Below are 19,014 nucleotides of genomic sequence, written 5' to 3' on the forward strand. Positions count from 1 at the left end.
TGTCGGAGTGGATCTGACCGAACTGCTCGAGATACCGGGAACCGACGCCGACGCACTGTACGAGGCGTTCGGGACGTGGGCGGCCGAGCAGGGGACGCCGCTGTATCCCGCGCAGGACGAAGCGCTGTTGGAGCTGGCCTCGGAGTCCAACGTCATCTTGGCGACACCGACCGGCTCCGGTAAATCCCTGGTCGCGGTCGGCGCACACCTGTTCGCCCTGACCCGTGGACAGCGCACCTACTACACCGCTCCGATCAAGGCCCTGGTGAGCGAGAAGTTCTTCGCGCTGTGCGAGGTGTTCGGAGCCGACCGCGTCGGCATGGTCACCGGCGACGCCGCGGTCAACCCCGAGGCGCCGATCATCTGCGCCACCGCGGAGATCCTGGCGAATCTGGCGCTGCGCGAGGGCGCGGACGCCGATATCGGCCAGGTGGTGATGGACGAGTTCCATTTCTATGCCGATCCCGATCGCGGCTGGGCCTGGCAGGTTCCGCTGCTGGAACTGCCGCGCGCACAGTTCCTGCTCATGTCGGCCACGCTCGGCGAGGTCGATTTCTTCGCCACCGATCTGCACAAGCGCACCGGGCGTTCCACCGCTGTCGTCGCAGGCACCGAGCGCCCGGTACCGCTGACCTTCTCTTATGCGCGCACCCCCATCACCGAGACGCTCGAAGAGTTGGTGACCACCCATCAGGCGCCGGTCTACGTCGTGCACTTCACCCAGGCCGCCGCGCTCGAGCGCGCCCAGGCGTTGACCAGCGTCAACTTCGCCAGCCGGGCGGAGAAGGACGCCATCGCCGAAGCGCTCGGCGGCTTCCGGTTCGCCGCCGGATTCGGCAAGACTCTCTCGCGCCTGATCCGGCACGGCGTCGGCGTGCACCACGCCGGGATGCTGCCCAAGTACCGCAGGCTGGTGGAGAAACTGGCCCAGGACGGGCTGCTGAAGGTGGTGTGCGGTACCGACACGCTCGGCGTCGGGATCAACGTCCCGATCCGCACGGTGCTGCTCACCGGTCTGACCAAATACGACGGTGTGCGCACCCGCAGGCTCAAGGCCCGCGAATTCCATCAGATCGCCGGTCGCGCCGGACGCGCCGGATACGACACCATGGGGACCGTGGTGGTGCAGGCTCCCGATCACGAGGTGGAAAACACCCGGATGCTGGCCAAGGCCGGTGACGATCCGAAGAAGCTGCGCAAGGTGCAACGACGCAAGCCCCCGGAGGGCTTCGTATCCTGGAGCGAGGAGACCTTCGACCGGTTGGTGGCCGCGCCGCCGGAGCCGATGGTGTCGCGGTTCGCGGTCACCAACTCGATGCTGCTCAATGTGATCGCCCGCCCCGGTAACTGCTTCGATGCCATGCGGCATCTACTCGAAGACAATCACGAACCGCGTCCCGCCCAGCGTAAACACATCCTGCGTGCCATCCGGCTGTATCGCGCATTGCGTGATGCCGGTGTGGTGCAACAGCTTTCCGATCCGGATGCCCAGGGCCGCCGCGCGCGCCTCACCGTGGATCTGCAACGCGATTTCGCCCTCGATCAACCGCTGTCACCGTTCGCCCTCGCCGCCTTCGAACTGCTCGACGCCGAATCCACCGCTTACACGCTGGAGGTGGTCTCACTCATCGAGTCCACCTTGGAGGACCCTCGCCAGCTGCTGATGGCGCAGCAGCACAAGGCCAGGGGCGAGGCCGTCGCGGAGATGAAGGCCGACGGTATCGATTACGACGAGCGCATGGAGCTGCTCGAAGAGGTCACCTGGCCCAAGCCGCTGTCGGAACTGATCGAACCCGCCTTCGAGACCTACCGGGCAGGCCATCCGTGGGTGTCGGAGTTCGCGCCGTCACCGAAATCGGTGGTGCGCGACATGATCGAGCGATCGATGACCTTCGCCGAACTCATCTCGCACTATGAGCTGGCCCGCTCCGAGGGCGTGGTGCTGCGCTATCTGGCCGACGCCTACCGCGCGCTGCGGCGCACCGTGCCGGAATCGGCGCGGACCGAGGAGCTCGACGACATCACCGAATGGCTGGGCGAGCTGGTCAGGCAGGTGGATTCGAGCCTGCTCGACGAATGGGAGCAGCTGACCAGTCCCGGCGCCGAGACCGATGCCGATCAGCTGGCCTTCGGCGCAGAGACCATCCGGCCGATCTCGGCCAATGAACGTGCCTTCCGGGTGCTGGTCCGCAATGCCATGTTCCGGCGGGTCGAGTTGGCGGCGCTGCGACGCTGGCAGGCGTTGGAGGACCTCGGCACCGGCCCGGACTGGGAGGCCGACCTCGAGCCCTACTTCGCCGAATACGACGCGATCGGTACCGGTCCCGACGCCCGCGGCCCGCAGCTGTTCCGGATCGAGGCCCGGCCGGGGTTCTGGCAGGTGCGTCAGACGCTCGACGATCCGGCAGGCGACCACGGCTGGGCGCTGATCGGTGTGGTCGATCTGGCGGAGTCGGATGCCGCGGGCGAAGTGGTGTTCGACGAGGTCACGGTGACCGCGGGATGACCGGAATTCGACCACCGAAACACGAGGTTTGACGGATTAGTTTCTGGGTACCGGCCGCTGATACTGTTCTCCTCCGCTGCCCGACCGAAAGATCCACCGATGCCCGAATCCCCGTACCTTCTCGTCGACCCCGAGCGTGTGCGTGAGAACTACCACGCGCTCGATGCCGCCCTGACCCGAGCGGGCAAGCGGGCGCGGATCCGGTTCGCCGTGAAGGCGAGTCCGGTGGCGGAGATCGTGCGGATTCTCGACGACGAAGGCGCGCAGTTCGACGTCGCCAGTGTGGGCGAGATCGAGATGTGTCTCGGCCTCGGTGTCGAGCCCGGGCGGTTGTACTACGGCAATCCGATCAAGAAGGCCGCCGAGATCGCTCGCGCGCACGCGTTGGGGGTGCGCCGTTTCGCCTTCGATACCGAAGACGATCTGCTACGGATCGCCGAGCACGCGCCGGGCGCCGAGGTCGAATGCCGTTTCCTGTCCGCTGCGCCGCAGTCGCAGACACCGTTCGGCACCAAGTTCGGCTGCTCGCCGGTCGAGGCGCTGCGACTGCTGGTGCGCGCCCGCGATCTCGGCCTGATCGTCGCCGGCCCGTACTTTCATGTCGGCTCACAGCAACTGGACCCGCGCGCCTGGCGTATCGGCATCGAACAGGCCGCGCGGATCGTGCAGGCATTGTCCGACAAGGACATTGCGGTGTCGTCGGTGAATATCGGCGGCGGCCTGCCGGTGTCCTACGTCGATCGCGCGCCGGGCGTCGACGAGATCGCGGCGGTCGCGATCGGCGCGGCAATGAACCTGTTGCCCGCGAACACCGAGCTGGTCGTGGAGCCGGGCCGCGCACTGGTGGCCACCGCAGGAGTCGTGCACGCCGAAGTGGTCGGAGTGCGGATCGCGCCGGACGGGCGACGCTGGATCTATCTCGACATCGGCCGCTACAACGGTATGGCCGAAACCGAAAACGAGTACATCGCTTACCGTTTCGTCACCGAACGCGACGGAGATCCCGTCGACGAGGCCGTTGTGGCGGGTCCGACCTGCGACGGCGACGATGTACTGTACCAACGCACGCGGGTCCTTCTGCCGACCACGTTGCGAGCCGGTGATCGCGTCCAGATTCTCGACACCGGCGCCTATACCGCGAGTTATTCGTCGGTGTCCTTCAATGGTTTTCCGCCCTTGACCGTGCATGTCGTGGGCGCTGAGGGAGAGTGAGTGTGTCCATGACGGCGGAATTCACCGGTTGGCATGTGCTGGCCGAGTTCGGTGGCGTCGATACGGAGCTGTGCAACGATCTGCAGCGACTCGATGACGCGTTGCGTCAGTCGCTGATCGGCGCCGGTGTCACCATTTGTGATGTGGTGCGCAAGCAGTTCACCCCGCAGGGTGTGACCGTGCTCGCGCTGCTGTCGGAATCGCATGCCTCGATCCACACCTACCCCGAATCCGGTGACATCTTCGTCGACGTGTTCACCTGCGGCAGCATCGTCGCGGGCGCGGAGAAGACGGTGGACCTGTTGCGGGACGCCTTGTCACCCAAGGAAGTTCGCATGACCACTGTTCGCAGGGGACGCGCCGGTCAGCGGGTCGAGGAATCCCTCGGCGCCGGCCTGACCCGCATCTGGGACCTGTCGGAGGTGTTGGTGGACACCAGGACCGACTTCCAGCATCTGCTCATCGCGCGGACCGCGCAGGGCATCAGCCTGTTCTCCGACGGCGACCGCCAGTCCACCGAGTTCTCCCAGATCACCTATCACGAGGCGATGATGGTGCCCGCCTTCGTGCTGGCCGAGAAGCTCGACAATGTGCTCATCATCGGCTCCGGCGAGGGCGTGGCCAGTCAGATGTCGGTGGCCGCCGGCGCCACCAGGGTCGACCACGTCGACATCGACCGGGTCGCAGTGCAGTTGTGCGCCGAGCATCTGCCCTACGGCTATACGACCAGCGAATTAGCCGCCGCCGTCGAAGGTTCGGGCCCGATCCGGGTGCATTATGCCGACGGCTGGGACTTCCTGGCCGGCGCTGCCGCCGAGGGTGTCCGTTATGACGTCATCGTGATCGACCTGCCCGACGAACGCGTCGAGGATGCCCAGCACAACCGGCTCTACGAGGCCGAGTTCCTCCAGCGATGTCGCGCACTGCTGGCACCCGGCGGCGTGCTCAGCGCACAGGCGGGCTGCGCGACGATGTGGCGCAACGAGACTCTCGAGCGTTCCTGGCGGCGCTTCCACGAACACTTCGGCACCGTCGTGCATTACGGCAGTGACGAGCATGAATGGTCGTTCCTGTTCGGACTGGTCGATCGTATCGACGATCCGGTGCCCGGTATGACCGACCGCCTCACCACCCTGCCCTACCGTCCCACCACCATCGACGCCCGCGCCCTGGTGCGCGGCGCGATCGAACCCTACGCACTTCGCAACAGGGACTGAGGGCTTCCGCAGGCGGTCCGAGACGATTCAGGCGGGCCGCTGGGTGCGGATGATCTCGGCGAGGTAGGCGTAATCGTCGGCGCGGGCCGTCGACGCGCGGAAGACCACGCCGAGGGTGCGGCCGGGGGCCGGGGCCGCGAACCGGGCGGTGTCCAAGGTGCCGCGACCGGTTTCGGCCGCCACCGCCATCTCCGGGATGAGAGTGATGCCGAGCCCGCCGGCCACGCACTGCACAACGGTGGCCAGCGACGCCGCACGCGTATCGCCGACCGTGGCGGGATGAGCGTCGGCCGAGCGGCACAACTCCAGAGTCTGATCACGCAGGCAGTGACCCTCGTCCAGCAACAGCATGGGCAGTGCGTCCAGCGCGGCGGGTTCGATATCGGTGCGTCCGGCCAGTTCGTGCTCGCGCGGCAGGACCAGCACGAACTCCTCGGTGTACAACGGAATCTCGACCAGACCCGACGCCTCGGTCGGCAGCGCGAGCACAGCGACGTCGAGCACTCCGGTGCGCAGCCCCTCGAGCAGCCGCGCGGTCTGATCCTCGACCACCTGCGGCACCAGCGCGGGCAGTTTACGGCGCAGCGCGGGCAACAGCGACGGCAGAATATAGGGGGCGGCGGTCGGGATGATGCCCATCCGCAGTGTGCCGCCGAGGCCGTCGCCGGTCGCCGAGGCCAGGAACCGGTCGGCCGCCTCCAGCGTCGCCATTGCCTGTGGCAGCAAACGCATTCCCGCGGCGGTCACCAGCACACGCCGAGTGCTGCGCTCGATCAGCTGCAACCCGAGGCCGTGTTCGAGCGCGGCAAGCGCCTGCGATAACGTGGGCTGGCTCACATTGAGCCGGGCCGCAGCCGTGCCGAAGTGCCGATACTCGGCGATCGCGACGAACGCACGCAGCTGCGACAGGGTTGGCTGATAAGTCTGATCAGTCACGCCTATCAGTGTAGTGCGACCTATCACCTTTACCTTTTACCGGTTCTTGGGCAAGATCACAGAAGAGCTTTCTGCACCCGCCGGCTGGTCATTCCGACCACGCCGGCCATCGACATGACGAGGAGATGAGCATGGCCTTGCTGACCATCGGCGACCAGTTCCCGGCGTACAACCTCACCGCGGTGATCGGCGGTGACCTGTCGAAGGTCGACGCTCAGCAGCCAGACGACTACTTCACCCAGATCACCAGCGACGACCACGCGGGCAAGTGGCGGATCGTGTTCTTCTGGCCGAAGGACTTCACCTTCGTGTGCCCGACCGAGATCGCCGCGTTCGGCAAGCTGAACGAGGAGTTCGCCGACCGTGACGCCCAGGTGCTCGGCGCGTCGGTCGACAACGAGTTCGTGCACTTCCAGTGGCGGGCCCAGCACGAGGACCTCAAGACCCTCCCGTTCCCGATGCTGTCGGACCTCAAGCGTGAACTGGCCGCTGCCACCGGCGTTCTGAACGCCGACGGTGTCGCCGACCGCGCCACCTTCATCATCGATCCGAACAACGAGATCCAGTTCGTCTCGGTGACCGCCGGCTCCGTGGGCCGCAACGTCGACGAGGTGCTGCGCGTTCTCGACGCACTGCAGTCCGACGAGCTCTGCGCCTGCAACTGGAAGAAGGGCGACCCGACCATCAACGCCGGCGAACTACTGTCCGCGAGCGTCTGAGGTAGATAGTCCATGAGCATCGATAATCTGAAGAACTCGCTACCCGAGTACGCCAAGGACCTCAAGCTCAATCTGTCCTCGATCGCGCGGACCACCGTGCTGAACGAGCAGCAGCTGTGGGGCACCCTGCTCGCCACCGCGGCCGCGACCCGCTCGGCCACCACGCTGCGCGAGATCGCCGAGGAAGCTGCCGACACCCTGTCCGCGGAGGCCTACAACGCCGCGCTTGGTGCCGCGTCCATCATGGGCATGAACAACGTGTTCTACCGCGGCAAGGCATTCCTGGACGGTAAGTACGACGATCTGCGGGCCGGTCTGCGCATGCAGATCATCGGGACCCCCGGTGTCGACAAGGCCGACTTCGAGCTGTGGTCGTTCGCGGTGTCCTCGATCAACGGCTGCCAGCACTGCCTGGAGGCGCATGAGCACACCCTGCGCGAAGAGGGCGTCTCACGTGAGGTGATCTTCGAGGCGCTGCGCGCGGCCGCGATCGTGGCCGGTGTCGGCCAGGCCGTGCAGACCACCGAGGCACTGGCTACCACCACGGTCTGACCTGCGTTCTCTGCCGATTCGATGGCCCCGACCGATGCGGTCGGGGCCATCGTCATCCAGCAACGTTTGCCAACTATTTGCTGTGATGTGTGACATGGGGGCCCCTACGGCGCCACCGTCGCCGAGTACGCTCGGCTGGCATGGGCACACAGGCTGAAGTGTTGCGGGTATTCACCGATCCGGCGGGACGATTCGGCAACCAGTTGGGTGTCGTGCGGGCCGCGCAGATCGAGCTGTCGCAGCGGCAGACTCTCGCGGCCCGTCTCGGCTACAGCGAGACGGTGTTCGTGGACGACCCTGTCGAGGAGATCGCTCGCGTGCGGATCTACACCCCCATGGTGGAGCTGCCGTTCGCCGGACACCCGTCGGTCGGCACCGGCTGGTGGCTGGCCGAGCACGGCCTGCCGGCCCACACCCTCGACGTACCGGCCGGACCGGTGGCTGTGGAGCTGGCCGACGGCCTGGTGTGGGTCAGGGCGCGTGGTACCTGGGCCCCTGATTTCACCTTCCATCAGCTCGAGCAGCCCGACGAACTCACCATGGTCAACCCCGACGATTTCCCCGAGGGCTCGCACTATCTGTGGTCGTGGACCGACGAGCACCGTGGCGCCCTGCGTTCGCGGATGTTCGCGCCCGCCATGGGAATCGCCGAGGACGAAGCCACCGGCGCGGCTGCGGTCGCGCTGACCGCGCTGCTGCGCCGTGGCTTGATCATCACCCAGGGCCAAGGGTCGCAGATCTTCACCGAATGGGATTCCGACGGCTGGGTCCGGCTCGGTGGACGCGTGGTCGCCGATTCGATCGTGGATCTGTAGGCGTTATCCGGCTGCCGCGGCCACCAGCATGTACGCCATGCCCAGGTCCATCACGACGTGTGGGACCAGCGCGGCGGGCCTGGATCCCGCGTGGACGAGCCAGCGGTGGTGCCTGCCGGTGACCGCGCAGACGAGCATCATCGCGGCGTCGGCAACAAACAGCACTGCCAGGCCGATCGCGGGAGCAGTCGCCGGCCCGCCCGAATGCCCGCTCGTCGTGTGACCGGACATCGCGTACAGCATCACTGCGGCCGCCAGCACGTGGTATCCGAGAGCGCCTACCCTCGCCACCGGTAGCACCCGGCCACCGGCGTGCCACTCCACCGCCCGAACCGTGAGCAGCGTCCCGAACGCCACCGTCATCGCGATCAGCACACCGCGCAGCGCGTGAGCATGCGTGTGCACCGGAAACACCAGCATCGCGAGCATCACCGCGCACATGATCAGATGCGCGGCATCGGATTCCCGATCATCTGCACCGACGGGCGGCCCGAGTGGAGTTGCCCGGTCAGCGGCATCGGCGGGCACGATCGGGCGCGCGCGCCCCGACTCGACGGCGGCCGCGGACCCGGCAGGGGCGACGTTCACCGTGGCAGTTGTCATCACTCGCGCGGCCACGACCACCCCGGCAACTACGAACGCGGCCACCGCCAACCACCGCAGCGTCGCATACTCGAGCACGAATTCGGCCACACCCCACCGCCTCTCACACAGCGACCGTGGACACCGCCATCCATGATCGCATCGCGCAAGCCCGCCCTACGCCTTTTTGCGGCGGATTCCCCCGCTGCCCCCTTGCCGCACAGCCGTGTCGATTTCGCATCGACTGCCTTCCGGAAGCCGGCAACTGAGTCGGGCGCGGAGCGCGTGCACTTCATCCGCGCTGATCCAGTGCGTTCGGCGCTGCCCCCTGCCACCGCCGCCGACGCAGCACCTGCCGGTGATCCAGCACCCCTTCAGATCCCGGGCCGAGGCCTGGGTGCGCAGCCCCGCCGCGTCGTCGGCTCGGTGCTGCGGCCGTTCAGCCCAGTGCGCGGCTGACGGCAGTGGCGAGTTCGGTGAGCTGGGTGTCGGTGGTCACGAACGGCGGCGAGATCTGCAGTGCGCCTGCGCCTGCTGCTCTCGCCGAAATACCGTGGGTACGAAGGGATTTCACCATGGCTGGAGCTTCGGCAGGGTCGACGAGCTGAATGGCAGCCACGGCGCCGAGACCACTGCGGACCTCGGCAACCCTAGGATGCTCGGCCAGCGGCGAGAGGTATTCGTGCAGTGCCGTTTCCAACTGCGCGGAGGCGTCGAGCAGCGACTCGCGTTCGATGATGTCGAGGTTGGCCATGGCGGCCGCGGCGGAACCAGCGTGACCGCCGTAGGTGTAGCCGTGGCGCCACCACACCCCCTCGGCGAAGAACGGTTCGGCCACGTGGGGTGCGATGAAGACCGCACCCATCGGTAAGTAGCCGGAGGTGAGGCCCTTGGCGGTGGTCATCAGATCCGGTTCGAGGCCGAAACGGGTGGAGGCGAACCAGGATCCGCCGATCCGGCCGAAACCGGTGACCACCTCGTCGGCGACGAACAGAATGTCGTGATCGCGGCAGATGCGGCGCACCTCGTTCAGGTATCCCTCGGGCGGCAGGTAGATCCCGCCCGCGCCGATGATCGGCTCGCAGAAGAACGCCGCGATACGCTCCGCGCCGATGTCCTCGATCAACGCCAGCAGTGCTTTGGCGTCGTTCCATTCGATGGTGCGGGCGTCGGCCATCAGCTCGCCATACCCTTCCCGGTTCGGCGCCAACCCCGACAGCGCGGTGCCCGCGACGTGCATACCGTGATAGGCCAGCCGTCGCCCGACGATGATCGACTTACCCGGCTTGCCCAATTCGTGCCAGTAGCGGCGGGCCAGCTTGGCCGCGGTATCGATGGAGTCCGATCCGCCCGAGGTGAAGAAGATCTTGCTGCCGGGCACCGGGGCCAGCCCGGCCAGCCGCTCGGCCAGGTCCCGGGTGACGGGCGCGGCAAGATCACCGAAGTTGGAGTAGTGCGCCAGCCGCGACAGTTGCTCGGCGACGGCGTCGGCGATCTCGCGACGGCCGTGGCCGACATTGGCGAACCACAGACCTGCCGTGGCGTCGAAGTACCGGTTGCCCGCCTCATCCCAGATGTAGGCGCCCTCGCCCCGCGCGACGACGAAAGCGCCGTCGCGTTCGACGGCGCCCATATCGGCGAAACCGTGCCACAGTGATCCCATCAGGCGCTCCTCGCTTCGGCGGCTGTTCGCCGTCCATCCTGCCAGCGGCGTGCGAGTCCGCCGAGTGCTACGACGGCCACCGCCAGCAGCGCGAAACCTCCGGCGAGCACCACCAGACCGATGACCAGCGAGACATAGCCCTGCTCGCGCGGATCGAGGAACGGGTACGGATACCAGTCGACGATCGGGCCGCGGATCAGCGAGTACGCGCCGTAGACCGCCGGATAGATCAGCAGGGCACCGAGCAATCGACCGGTGAGCCCGAGGCTCACCGGAACCAGGACCCAGTCGAGCATCATGACCAGTGGCAGCAGCCGGTGCAGCACATCGTTGATCCACCGGTCGGTGAGCATGACGTCGATATCGGCCAGCAGCACCGCGTACACCACGCCGGTGATCAGCAGGTACAGCGTGCTCGCCCCGCGCACGACCTGCCAGCGGTGGTCGTTCGGATCGACCAGCGCACCGATGAGCAGCACCACGACGCCGAGCACATTCGATTGGATGGTGAAGTAGCTGAAGTAGTTGACGGTCGAGAAGTCGGATTCGCCGAGATTGCGGATCGGTATCCAGGCCAGTGCCACCACACCAAGCACACCGAAGGCAAGTCGCAGCACCCGGATCCACGCCGGTGTACCCCAGCTGGTGATCATGGCGCCGATCGTCGCACACCGGCCACCCGCATACCGGCCGAATCGCGGGTGCGCACACACCCGGCAATCACCGTCGAGGAGTCTGTCCGCGGCGCCTGGCGCTACATGCAGATGTGAACTGGGCGACGATCGTACCGTGCTCCATCACCGATACGCTGGGCAAATGCCACGCCACCCGCTGTCGTCACGAGAAAATGCGGAGCCTCCGCCGGTGGGTGTCCACTAGGCTGGATGCCGCAATGACCAGGACCGCAGCCAGCCCGCGTGAGCTTCGCACCCGCCTGGCCACTCTCACACTCCGCGACGAGCATCGGCTGCGCAGGCAGCTGGACCGGGCACGCGGAGGCGACCTCGGGCGCATCGAGACCGAGATCGCGGTGGCCGAGCAACGCATCGACAACCGTCGTACCGCCGTACCCGAGATCCGCTATCCACCGCAGCTGCCGGTCACCGCGCGGCGCGAGGATATCGCCGCGGCCATCGCCGCCAACCAGGTCGTGATCGTGGCGGGCGAAACGGGCTCGGGTAAGACCACCCAGATCCCGAAGATCTGCCTGGAATTGGGTCGCGGCATTCGCGGCATGATCGGCCACACCCAGCCCCGCAGGCTCGCCGCCCGCGCGGTCGCCGAACGGATCGCCGAGGAATTGGGTACCGAACTCGGCGACGCCGTCGGCTATACGGTCCGCTTCACCGATCAGGCCGCCGAACACACCCTGGTGAAGTTGATGACCGACGGCATCCTGCTGGCGGAGATCCAACGCGACCGGCTGCTGCGCAACTACGACACGATCATCATCGACGAGGCCCACGAACGCAGCCTCAATATCGATTTCCTGCTCGGCTATCTCAAACAGCTACTCCCCCGCAGGCCCGACCTGAAGGTGATCATCACCTCGGCGACCATCGACCCGGAGTTGTTCGCCCGCCATTTCGCCGATGCCGCCGGTGACCCCGCGCCGATCGTCGAGGTCTCGGGCCGGTCCTATCCGGTGGAGGTCCGCTATCGGCCGCTGGCGCTGGCGGTACCGTCCGGTGTGGAGGACGAGGAGGAACGTGTCCTCGACCGCGATCCGGTGGACGCCATCGGCGACGCGGTCACCGAACTGTTCACCGAAGGCGACGGCGATGTGCTGGTCTTTCTGTCCGGTGAACGCGAAATCCGCGATACCGCCGACGCCCTGCGCGAGCTTAAACTGCCACGCACCGAAATCCTGCCGCTCTACGCCCGGCTCTCGGCCGCCGAACAACATCGAGTGTTCGCCTCGCACACCGGACGCCGGGTCGTACTGGCCACCAATGTCGCGGAGACCTCGCTGACGGTGCCGGGGATCCGGTACGTCGTCGATCCGGGCACCGCGCGCATCTCCCGCTATTCGATGCGCACCAAGGTGCAGCGGTTGCCCATCGAACCGGTGTCGCAGGCCTCGGCACGTCAGCGTTCCGGGCGTTGTGGTCGAGTGGCCGATGGCATCTGCATCCGTCTGTACTCCGAGGACGATTTCGAGTCCCGTCCCCTGTTCACCGATCCGGAGATTCTGCGCACCAACCTCGCTGCGGTCATCCTGCAGATGACGGCGCTCGGGCTCGGTGATATCGAGAAGTTCCCGTTCGTAGAGCCGCCCGATTCCCGCGCGATCCGCGACGGCATCGCGTTGCTCGAAGAATTGGGTGCGCTCGCCCGCCGGGCTGTCGGTGCGCCGCAAGCTTCTCCGCAGACGACTGGTGCGGCACAGGGCACGTCCACCGTCACCGACGCTGCCGAGAGCAGCACTCGCCCAGTGGACGACGCCGCGGCAGCCACGGATGAGGCGGCGGCCCCCGCAGGCGGCCCACCGCGTGGACGCAAGCGCGGAGCCCGTCGCCGCGCCGACGACGAGAGCAGCCTGTCGCTGACGCAGATCGGCCGCGAGATGGCGCGGCTACCAGTGGATCCGCGGATGGCGCGGATGCTGGTGGAGGCTCATCGCAACGGGTGTCTCGGTGAGGTGCTCATCATCGTGGCGGCGCTGTCGATCCAGGATGTGCGCGAACGCCCGGCCGATCAGCAGCAGGCCGCCGACACCAAGCACGCGCGGTTCGCCGTCGAGAATTCCGACTTCCTGGCGTACCTGCGGCTGTGGGATTACCTGTCCGGGCAACGTAAGTCGCTGTCGTCGAACCAGTTCCGGCGCATGTGCCGCGAGGAATTCCTGCACTATCTGCGGATTCGGGAGTGGCAGGACCTGCACGGGCAGTTGCGCACCATCACCAAGGGCCTGGGCTGGTCGGCGCACGGCGAGCACGCGGCGCCGGGCCGTGCGGCCGAACCGAAGCGCGGCACACCCGAGCGCTCCGGTGGCCGGGGGTCGGGCAAGCCTGCGAAAGCAGCGGCTCCCGCCGGCACCGACGACGACACCCTCCCGTGGGATGTGACCGCGATCCACCAGGCCTTACTCGCGGGCATGCTCTCTCATATCGGTGTCCGGGAAGCCGAATCACGCGAATTCCTCGGAGCGCGCGGCGCGAAGTTCATGATCTTCCCCGGGTCGTCGCTGGCGAAGAAACCACCGCGCTGGGTGATGGCCGCAGAACTGGTGGAGACCTCACGTCTGTGGGGCCGGATGGCGGCGCGGGTGGAACCCGAGTGGGCCGAACGCCTGGCCGGTGATCTGGTGAAACGCACCTATTCCGAACCGCATTGGTCGTCCAAACGCGGCGCCGCCCGCGCCTACGAGCGCGTCACCCTCTACGGCGTTCCGCTGGTGACTCAGCGCCCGGTCGACTACGGACGCATCGACCCGGTCATCTCACGCGAACTGTTCCTGCGCCACGCGCTCGTGCAGGGCGAATGGCAGACCAAGCACGAGTTCTTCCACCGCAACCGGGAACTGCTCGACGACGTCGCCGATCTAGAGCATCGCGCTCGCCGCCGCGACATCCTCGTCGACGACGAGGTGTTGTTCGAGTTCTACGACCGGCGCGTGCCGGCCGATATCGTCTCCACCCGTCATTTCGACAGCTGGTGGCGCACGGCCGAGCGCACAGATCCCGCGCTGCTCGACTTCACCTCCGACACCGTCGTCAACGAGGGCGCCGCGACGCTGAACCCGACCGACTTCCCCGACACTTGGCGCCAGGGCGAGCTGAGTTTCCCGCTCACCTACCAATTCGAACCCGGCAACGACGACGACGGCGTCACCGCACGGATACCGGTCGCGCAGCTGGCGCACGTGCGTGCCATGGGTTTCGACTGGCTGGTGCCCGGTATGCGCGACGAGCTGGCGACCGCGCTGATCAAGACGCTGCCCAAGAATCTGCGCCGCGCGGTGGTACCCGCACCGGATTTCGCCGCTGCCGCTCTGGCTGCGCTGACCCCGCGCGCCGAACCGCTGCGAACCGGGCTGGCTCGGGAGCTGTCACGGCTGGGCGCGGTGCCGATCGCACCGAACGATCTGGATCCCGCGGCACTGCCTGATCATCTGCGGATGACCTTCGCCGCCGTCGACGACCGCGGCACGGTGCTCACCCGTGACAAGAGCCTCGCGCGCTTGAAAACGCAGCTGGCCGAGCAGGTGTCGAAGTCGGTCGCCCGCGCCACGGCCGGGGCGGAGCGCGCACCCGCACTCGTGTGGACCGCCGAGTCGCTCGGCACGGTCGAACCGACAGTGAAACGGGAGGTAGCCGGGCAGACCATCACCGGCTATCCGGCCCTGGTCCCTGAGGACGAGGGTGTCGCAGTGCGAGTACTGAGCTCCCCCGCCGAGCAGGCCACGGCCATGCGAGCCGGTACCAGGGAACTGGTGTTGCGCGCCATCCCGACCTCGTTACGTGCGGTAACCGCGGGCCTGTCGCCCGCCGACCGGCTGGTGGTGAGTCAGAATCCGTACGGTTCGCTCGACGGCCTGGTCGCCGACTGCCGCGCAGCCGCCGCGAATGAGCTGATCGCCGCGGCCGGTGGACCGGTCTACCGCCCCGAACAGTTCGAGGCGCTGGTGGCGAAGGTCCGGCCGGAACTGGCCGCCGCAGCCGCACGCATGGTGCGGCTGGCGGTGCCGGTGCTGACCGAGGCTCATCGAGTGTCGACGGCATTGGCGACCACCGCCGAACGCGATATCGCCGACGACGTCCGCGATCAACTCGCCGATCTGGTGTTCGACGGCTTCATCTCCGAATGGGGCAGCGCGCGACTACGTGAGCTGCCGCGATACCTGCTGGCCGCGGCGGTGCGGCTCGAGGCCCTGCCCGGCTCGGCGGTGCGCGATCGGCAGGGTATGGCCGAGATCGACACGGTGCTGGCGGCCTATGACCGATTGCTGGCCGGGCTGCCCGAACCGCGCCGCCGCGCGCCGGAGGTGGCCGAGATCTGGTGGATGATCGAGGAACTGCGGGTCAGCCTGTTCGCGCAGAAGCTCGGCACGCCGTACCCGGTGTCGGCCAAGCGGATCCAGAAGGCGATGGGCATGATCCGCCGGTAGGTGTTCGGTGCCCGCCGGGCATCTGCTTCTGAACGGTGTGGCCCTCAGTCCGTGGAGCCGACCGTGGCGGCGCGCGCCTGGCGCATGCCCTGGATTTCGCGCTCGAAATCCTCGGCCGAGGTGAACGACCGGTAGACCGAAGCGAATCGCAAATACGCCACCTCGTCGAGGTCGCGTAGTGGGCCGAGGATGGCCAGGCCGACCTCATGGCTGGGGATTTCCGGCGAACCTTTGGCCCGGACAGAGTCCTCGACCTGCTGTGCGAGCAGGTTCAGCGCGTCGTCGTCGACTTCGCGGCCTTGGCAGGCGCGGCGCACCCCGCGGATGACCTTTTCGCGGCTGAACGGTTCGGTGACTCCGCTGCGTTTGACCACGGACAGGATCGCGGTTTCGACCGTGGTGAAACGGCGTCCGCATTCCGGGCAGGAACGTCTACGGCGGATCGCCGCGCCTTCATCGGCCTCGCGCGAGTCGACCACCCGGGAGTCAGGGTGCCGGCAGTACGGGCAGTGCATCCGAGATCCTTCGTCGATGCGTACGCTCGCGTCCGGGCCGGTTGCCGATCGGGGCCAACCGTCCGGCGAGCGCGTGGGCCGGGGTGGTGCCCGGCACCGGGTACACCCGTGGTGAACTCCGGTATACCTCCATAGCACTTCGAGAATACCCGCGTGGGGTTCGGCTCGGTGGTGCTCACCCCGCGATTGCCGCAGGTACCTGTCGAACTCAACCGGTGAGCTGCCACTGGCTCGTCATGTCAGCGATGACGTCGGGGAGGCGCTGCAGCAGGCGCCCGCGCGCCAATTTGTCCCAGAACGGCTCGGCCAGGACGGCAGCCGCCAGCGACGCGTCGGACTTCATATCGATATGGCGTGGCACCAGATCGCCGGTGATGTAGGTCCAGCGGGCACCGCGATCGGCCCAGTTCCAGCCCGGGAGCGGGGTGCGCAGCGTCAACGTCCGCCCACCCAGCTCGGCGGTGACGGTGGCGGGCTCGAAAACTCCGGGCGCGCGCACACCCGGAACGCCCGCCTTACCGGCCACGGTGCTCACATAAGTGAGCACGCGCCCCATCGCGCCACGGCCGGCGGCGGTGACGTCCCATTGATCGGCGACGACATGATTCTGCTCCCGGTCCGTCATCCGGATCAGCGCGTCGATGTATCCGGCGCGGGTGCCTGAGGCCACCGAATCCCAGGCGGTACGCAGGCCATCGTCGAGGATCCCGGCACGGTACATCTCATCGATACCTGCCGGCCCTTGCGCGAGGTAGGCCTCGTGCATCGGCACCAGGTCGATGAAGATGTGCTTCTGCATGGTCATCAACCGGATCTGGTACCAGACCAGATCGTCCATGCTCAAACGTGGACCCTCGGTGGCCAGCAGTCGGATGTCGTCGGGGAGCCCGCGCACCAGTTCTTCTGGCGTGTGTCGCAGCAGATCGGCGACCACGTTGCCGAGTTGATGGATTCCCGGCAGATCGATCACTCGGCCGACATCGCTCATATCGAAATATCCGGACGCGAAGGACCCGCCGGCGATTCCCGCCAGCCCCGCCCACCAGAACTCCGGATGCCCGGACGCCAGGCGAAGGTAATTGACGTAGACCTGGTTGAACGTCCGCTCTCCTGCGGCGGGTCCGCGACCCGGATCCCATGCCGCCAGGTCGATTCCAGCATTGTCCACCGCGACCACCAGCCAATACTGATGCAGCAGCGTCGCGTAGCGGTGGGGTGCCACGCCGTCGGCTCTGGCCTGATCCAGCGCGATTCGCAACGTCGGCTCGTCCAGCGGTAGGGCCGGATTCAGCCCGCCACCCGCGGAGCCGTCGTCGTTGACGGCGGGCAGATCGAGGTAGGGCGTGTACGCCGGTACTGCGTGCGCGACCGGGACGGAGGCGAACCCGAACAGCAGACAGAGAAGAACAACGGCGGTCCTGGCGAGAAACCGGAGGCGGTATCCGGCGGTGTGCTGAGGCATCATGCGGTCCCGGTTCAGTTGTCGGCGACGTTGCCGAATTCAGGTGTTCAGCACACTAGCAACGTGTTTCAGTTGTCGATCAACATATTCGGCCACGGGTGTTGGCCGATCCTCGATGTCGCCTGCGCGTCGACGCCCGCGCGCCCGCATCCGGCATCAGTTCACTCAGCGCGGCACACCGGACAGACCGCCCGCAGGCATCGGCGCTTCCGGCTCGACGATCGCGGGACCGTCCGGATGATGCTGCGGGGTCACCGCTTCCGCACGCAGATGGGCGATGCCGATCAGCACGGTGACCACCAGCGCGCTCAGCAGAGCAGAGATCGCGAGAACCGCGAAGCCGACCTGAGCCTGCTCCACCCGCTCCTCGGGTCGCGCCGCGTACCCCGACGGCACGAGCCGGACCGGGCGCGAGTCGTAGCGGACCACACCGGCTCGCGGGCCGGCTCCGCGCGGACGCCGATCCGTGGGGCGATAGATCGCGCCGCGGGTCCGAGCACTGCGAGCGGGACGAACCCGAACTGCCGTCGCGGTTTCCCGCCCGCCGTCATGGAGGGCGTCGGGCGATGACCCGGGCGCGGCCGTGCGCCCCTCCTCGCTGTCACAAACGAGGCCGGGCCGCGCACCCGCAGGGCCACCCGAGCCCCCGTGCCCGACTGTGGCCGTGTCGATTTCGCTGATCGCTGTGCTCATCGGACAAACCTCCGTGGTGATACCCCGTCGTTGCTGTCACCCGCCGCACCTCGCGGCGGCCGGTCGCTCTACCTGCGGCATTGCCGGCCGATCGACCCTCATTCGATCACCTGTTCGAAAGAACTGATGTTCGATTTCTACCACGGCGCACCGACAAAGTCAGTAGAAACGCCGGACATGCGTCGAACAGATGTTTGATACATCGCGCCGACCGGACTAGATTCAGAGAACGACATCGACTCCGGTACGGCGTGGTCGAGCCGGGCACCGACACGAAAGGGCGGCAACGGTGAGCCAGACAGACGGCACGGGCGACGGGAGCGGTCTCGGCACCGAAACAGCCGGGACCGGAACGGATCTCACCGTGCGTCAGCGCAAGGTGCTGGAGGTGATCCGCACCTCGGTGAGCGAGCGCGGCTACCCGCCGAGCATCCGCGAGATCGGTGACGCGGTCGGCCTCACCTCGACGTCCTCGGTGGCGCATCAGCTACGCACCTTGGAACGCAAGGGCTATTTGCGCCGCGACCCGAACCGGCCGCGCGCGGTGGATGTGCGCGGCTTGGACGAGGCGGTCCGTGCTGTCACCAGCCTGGCCGCCGTTGGCGGGGGCGCCGATGTCGCCGCCGCAGACCCGGATCGGCCCACACCGACCTTCGTCCCCGTGCTCGGGCGTATCGCCGCCGGTGGCCCGATCCTGGCCGAACAGGCCGTCGAGGACGTCTTCCCGCTGCCCAAGGAGCTGGTCGGCGACGGGTCGCTGTTCCTGCTGAAGGTGGTCGGCGAGTCGATGGTCGACGCCGCCATCTGCGACGGCGACTGGGTCGTGGTCCGGCAGCAGAACGTCGCCGACAACGGCGATATCGTCGCCGCGATGATCGAGGGCGAGGCGACGGTCAAGACGTTCAAACGGTCGGGCAAGGATGTCTGGCTGATGCCGCACAACCCGCATTTCGAGCCGATCCCCGGTAACGACGCCCAGATTCTCGGGAAGGTCGTCACGGTCATTCGCAAGATCTGAGAGCCATGTCGTGT

General features: G+C 67.2%; 15 protein-coding genes. 8 read left to right on the forward strand and 7 right to left on the reverse strand.

The window, feature by feature from the left end; genetic code table 11:
* Positions 1-7 precede the first annotated feature (7 nt).
* From ACFXNW_RS10240 to speD, 3 genes are all read left to right on the forward strand, one after another.
* Positions 8-2,506 (forward strand): DEAD/DEAH box helicase, encoded by a 2,499-nt coding sequence (locus ACFXNW_RS10240; RefSeq protein ID WP_379417292.1) that lies wholly within the window; start codon positions 8-10, stop codon positions 2,504-2,506.
* Between the two features lie 99 nt (positions 2,507-2,605).
* Positions 2,606-3,718: a type III PLP-dependent enzyme gene (locus tag ACFXNW_RS10245; RefSeq protein WP_379417293.1), complete on the forward strand. Its 1,113-nt coding sequence runs from the start codon at positions 2,606-2,608 to the stop codon at positions 3,716-3,718.
* Positions 3,719-3,726: 8 nt separating this feature from the next.
* Entirely contained in the window at positions 3,727-4,935 is a 1,209-nt protein-coding gene (gene speD, locus ACFXNW_RS10250; RefSeq protein WP_379417374.1) for an adenosylmethionine decarboxylase, read from the forward strand.
* 27 nt (positions 4,936-4,962) lie between these two features.
* On the opposite strand, the gene ACFXNW_RS10255 is transcribed toward speD, so the two are convergent.
* Positions 4,963-5,871 carry a hydrogen peroxide-inducible genes activator gene (locus ACFXNW_RS10255; protein WP_379417294.1) on the reverse strand — a complete coding sequence of 303 codons (909 nt, stop codon included), beginning with the start codon at positions 5,869-5,871 and terminating at the stop codon, positions 4,963-4,965.
* 131 nt (positions 5,872-6,002) lie between these two features.
* Between ACFXNW_RS10255 and ACFXNW_RS10260 the strand changes: the two genes are divergently transcribed.
* From ACFXNW_RS10260 to ACFXNW_RS10270, 3 genes are all read left to right on the forward strand, one after another.
* A complete protein-coding gene (locus ACFXNW_RS10260; RefSeq protein WP_379417295.1) occupies positions 6,003-6,590 on the forward strand; it encodes a peroxiredoxin in 588 nt (195 codons plus the stop codon).
* Positions 6,591-6,602: 12 nt separating this feature from the next.
* The gene (locus ACFXNW_RS10265; protein ID WP_379417296.1) at positions 6,603-7,142 is read left to right on the forward strand and encodes a carboxymuconolactone decarboxylase family protein; all 540 of its coding nucleotides are present in this window, start codon (positions 6,603-6,605) and stop codon (positions 7,140-7,142) included.
* A gap of 140 nt (positions 7,143-7,282) precedes the next feature.
* Complete coding sequence (locus tag ACFXNW_RS10270; RefSeq protein WP_379417297.1) at positions 7,283-7,957, forward strand: PhzF family phenazine biosynthesis protein; 675 nt, start codon at positions 7,283-7,285, stop codon at positions 7,955-7,957.
* Between the two features lie 3 nt (positions 7,958-7,960).
* Here the strand turns inward: ACFXNW_RS10270 and ACFXNW_RS10275 are convergent, their stop codons facing one another.
* The 3 genes from ACFXNW_RS10275 to ACFXNW_RS10285 form a co-directional block, all read right to left on the reverse strand.
* Entirely contained in the window at positions 7,961-8,650 is a 690-nt protein-coding gene (locus ACFXNW_RS10275; RefSeq protein WP_379417298.1) for a DUF5134 domain-containing protein, read from the reverse strand.
* Between the two features lie 328 nt (positions 8,651-8,978).
* A complete protein-coding gene (locus ACFXNW_RS10280) occupies positions 8,979-10,202 on the reverse strand; it encodes an aspartate aminotransferase family protein (RefSeq protein WP_379417299.1) in 1,224 nt (407 codons plus the stop codon).
* On the reverse strand, positions 10,202-10,855 hold the full coding sequence (locus ACFXNW_RS10285; protein ID WP_379417300.1) for a Pr6Pr family membrane protein: 654 nt from the start codon (positions 10,853-10,855) through the stop codon (positions 10,202-10,204). The genes ACFXNW_RS10280 and ACFXNW_RS10285 overlap by 1 nt, the downstream gene beginning before the upstream one ends.
* Before the next feature lie 239 nt (positions 10,856-11,094).
* Here ACFXNW_RS10285 and hrpA point away from each other — a divergent pair, with 239 nt between their 5' ends.
* The gene (gene hrpA, locus ACFXNW_RS10290) at positions 11,095-15,312 is read left to right on the forward strand and encodes an ATP-dependent RNA helicase HrpA (protein ID WP_379417301.1); all 4,218 of its coding nucleotides are present in this window, start codon (positions 11,095-11,097) and stop codon (positions 15,310-15,312) included.
* A 44-nt stretch (positions 15,313-15,356) separates the two neighbouring features.
* Here hrpA and nrdR read toward each other — a convergent pair whose 3' ends face one another.
* The 3 genes from nrdR to ACFXNW_RS10305 all read right to left on the reverse strand — a co-directional run bounded on the left by nrdR (position 15,357) and on the right by ACFXNW_RS10305 (position 17,982).
* On the reverse strand, positions 15,357-15,827 hold the full coding sequence (gene nrdR / locus ACFXNW_RS10295; RefSeq protein WP_379417302.1) for a transcriptional regulator NrdR: 471 nt from the start codon (positions 15,825-15,827) through the stop codon (positions 15,357-15,359).
* A gap of 208 nt (positions 15,828-16,035) precedes the next feature.
* Entirely contained in the window at positions 16,036-17,289 is a 1,254-nt protein-coding gene (locus ACFXNW_RS10300; RefSeq protein WP_379417303.1) for a hypothetical protein, read from the reverse strand.
* 165 nt (positions 17,290-17,454) lie between these two features.
* On the reverse strand, positions 17,455-17,982 hold the full coding sequence (locus ACFXNW_RS10305; protein ID WP_379417304.1) for a hypothetical protein: 528 nt from the start codon (positions 17,980-17,982) through the stop codon (positions 17,455-17,457).
* 289 nt (positions 17,983-18,271) lie between these two features.
* Between ACFXNW_RS10305 and lexA the strand changes: the two genes are divergently transcribed.
* Complete coding sequence (gene lexA / locus ACFXNW_RS10310) at positions 18,272-19,000, forward strand: transcriptional repressor LexA (RefSeq protein WP_379417305.1); 729 nt, start codon at positions 18,272-18,274, stop codon at positions 18,998-19,000.
* Positions 19,001-19,014 lie beyond the last annotated feature (14 nt).

The organism is Nocardia sp. NPDC059180, from assembly GCF_042754945.1.
Lineage (GTDB): Bacteria > Actinomycetota > Actinomycetes > Mycobacteriales > Mycobacteriaceae > Nocardia.

Excerpts from the sequence above, each read along its gene's own strand:
- ACFXNW_RS10245 (WP_379417293.1), top strand. The coding sequence starts at position 2,606 with ATGCCCGAATCCCCGTACCTTCTCGTCGACCCCGAGCGTGTGCGTGAG.
- speD (WP_379417374.1), top strand. The coding sequence starts at position 3,727 with ATGACGGCGGAATTCACCGGTTGGCATGTGCTGGCCGAGTTCGGTGGC.
- ACFXNW_RS10260 (WP_379417295.1), top strand. The coding sequence starts at position 6,003 with ATGGCCTTGCTGACCATCGGCGACCAGTTCCCGGCGTACAACCTCACC.
- ACFXNW_RS10265 (WP_379417296.1), top strand. The coding sequence starts at position 6,603 with ATGAGCATCGATAATCTGAAGAACTCGCTACCCGAGTACGCCAAGGAC.
- ACFXNW_RS10270 (WP_379417297.1), top strand. The coding sequence starts at position 7,283 with ATGGGCACACAGGCTGAAGTGTTGCGGGTATTCACCGATCCGGCGGGA.
- ACFXNW_RS10280 (WP_379417299.1), bottom strand. The coding sequence starts at position 10,202 with ATGGGATCACTGTGGCACGGTTTCGCCGATATGGGCGCCGTCGAACGC.
- ACFXNW_RS10285 (WP_379417300.1), bottom strand. The coding sequence starts at position 10,855 with ATGATCACCAGCTGGGGTACACCGGCGTGGATCCGGGTGCTGCGACTT.
- hrpA (WP_379417301.1), top strand. The coding sequence starts at position 11,095 with ATGACCAGGACCGCAGCCAGCCCGCGTGAGCTTCGCACCCGCCTGGCC.
- nrdR (WP_379417302.1), bottom strand. The coding sequence starts at position 15,827 with ATGCACTGCCCGTACTGCCGGCACCCTGACTCCCGGGTGGTCGACTCG.
- ACFXNW_RS10300 (WP_379417303.1), bottom strand. The coding sequence starts at position 17,289 with ATGCCTCAGCACACCGCCGGATACCGCCTCCGGTTTCTCGCCAGGACC.
- ACFXNW_RS10305 (WP_379417304.1), bottom strand. The coding sequence starts at position 17,982 with ATGAGCACAGCGATCAGCGAAATCGACACGGCCACAGTCGGGCACGGG.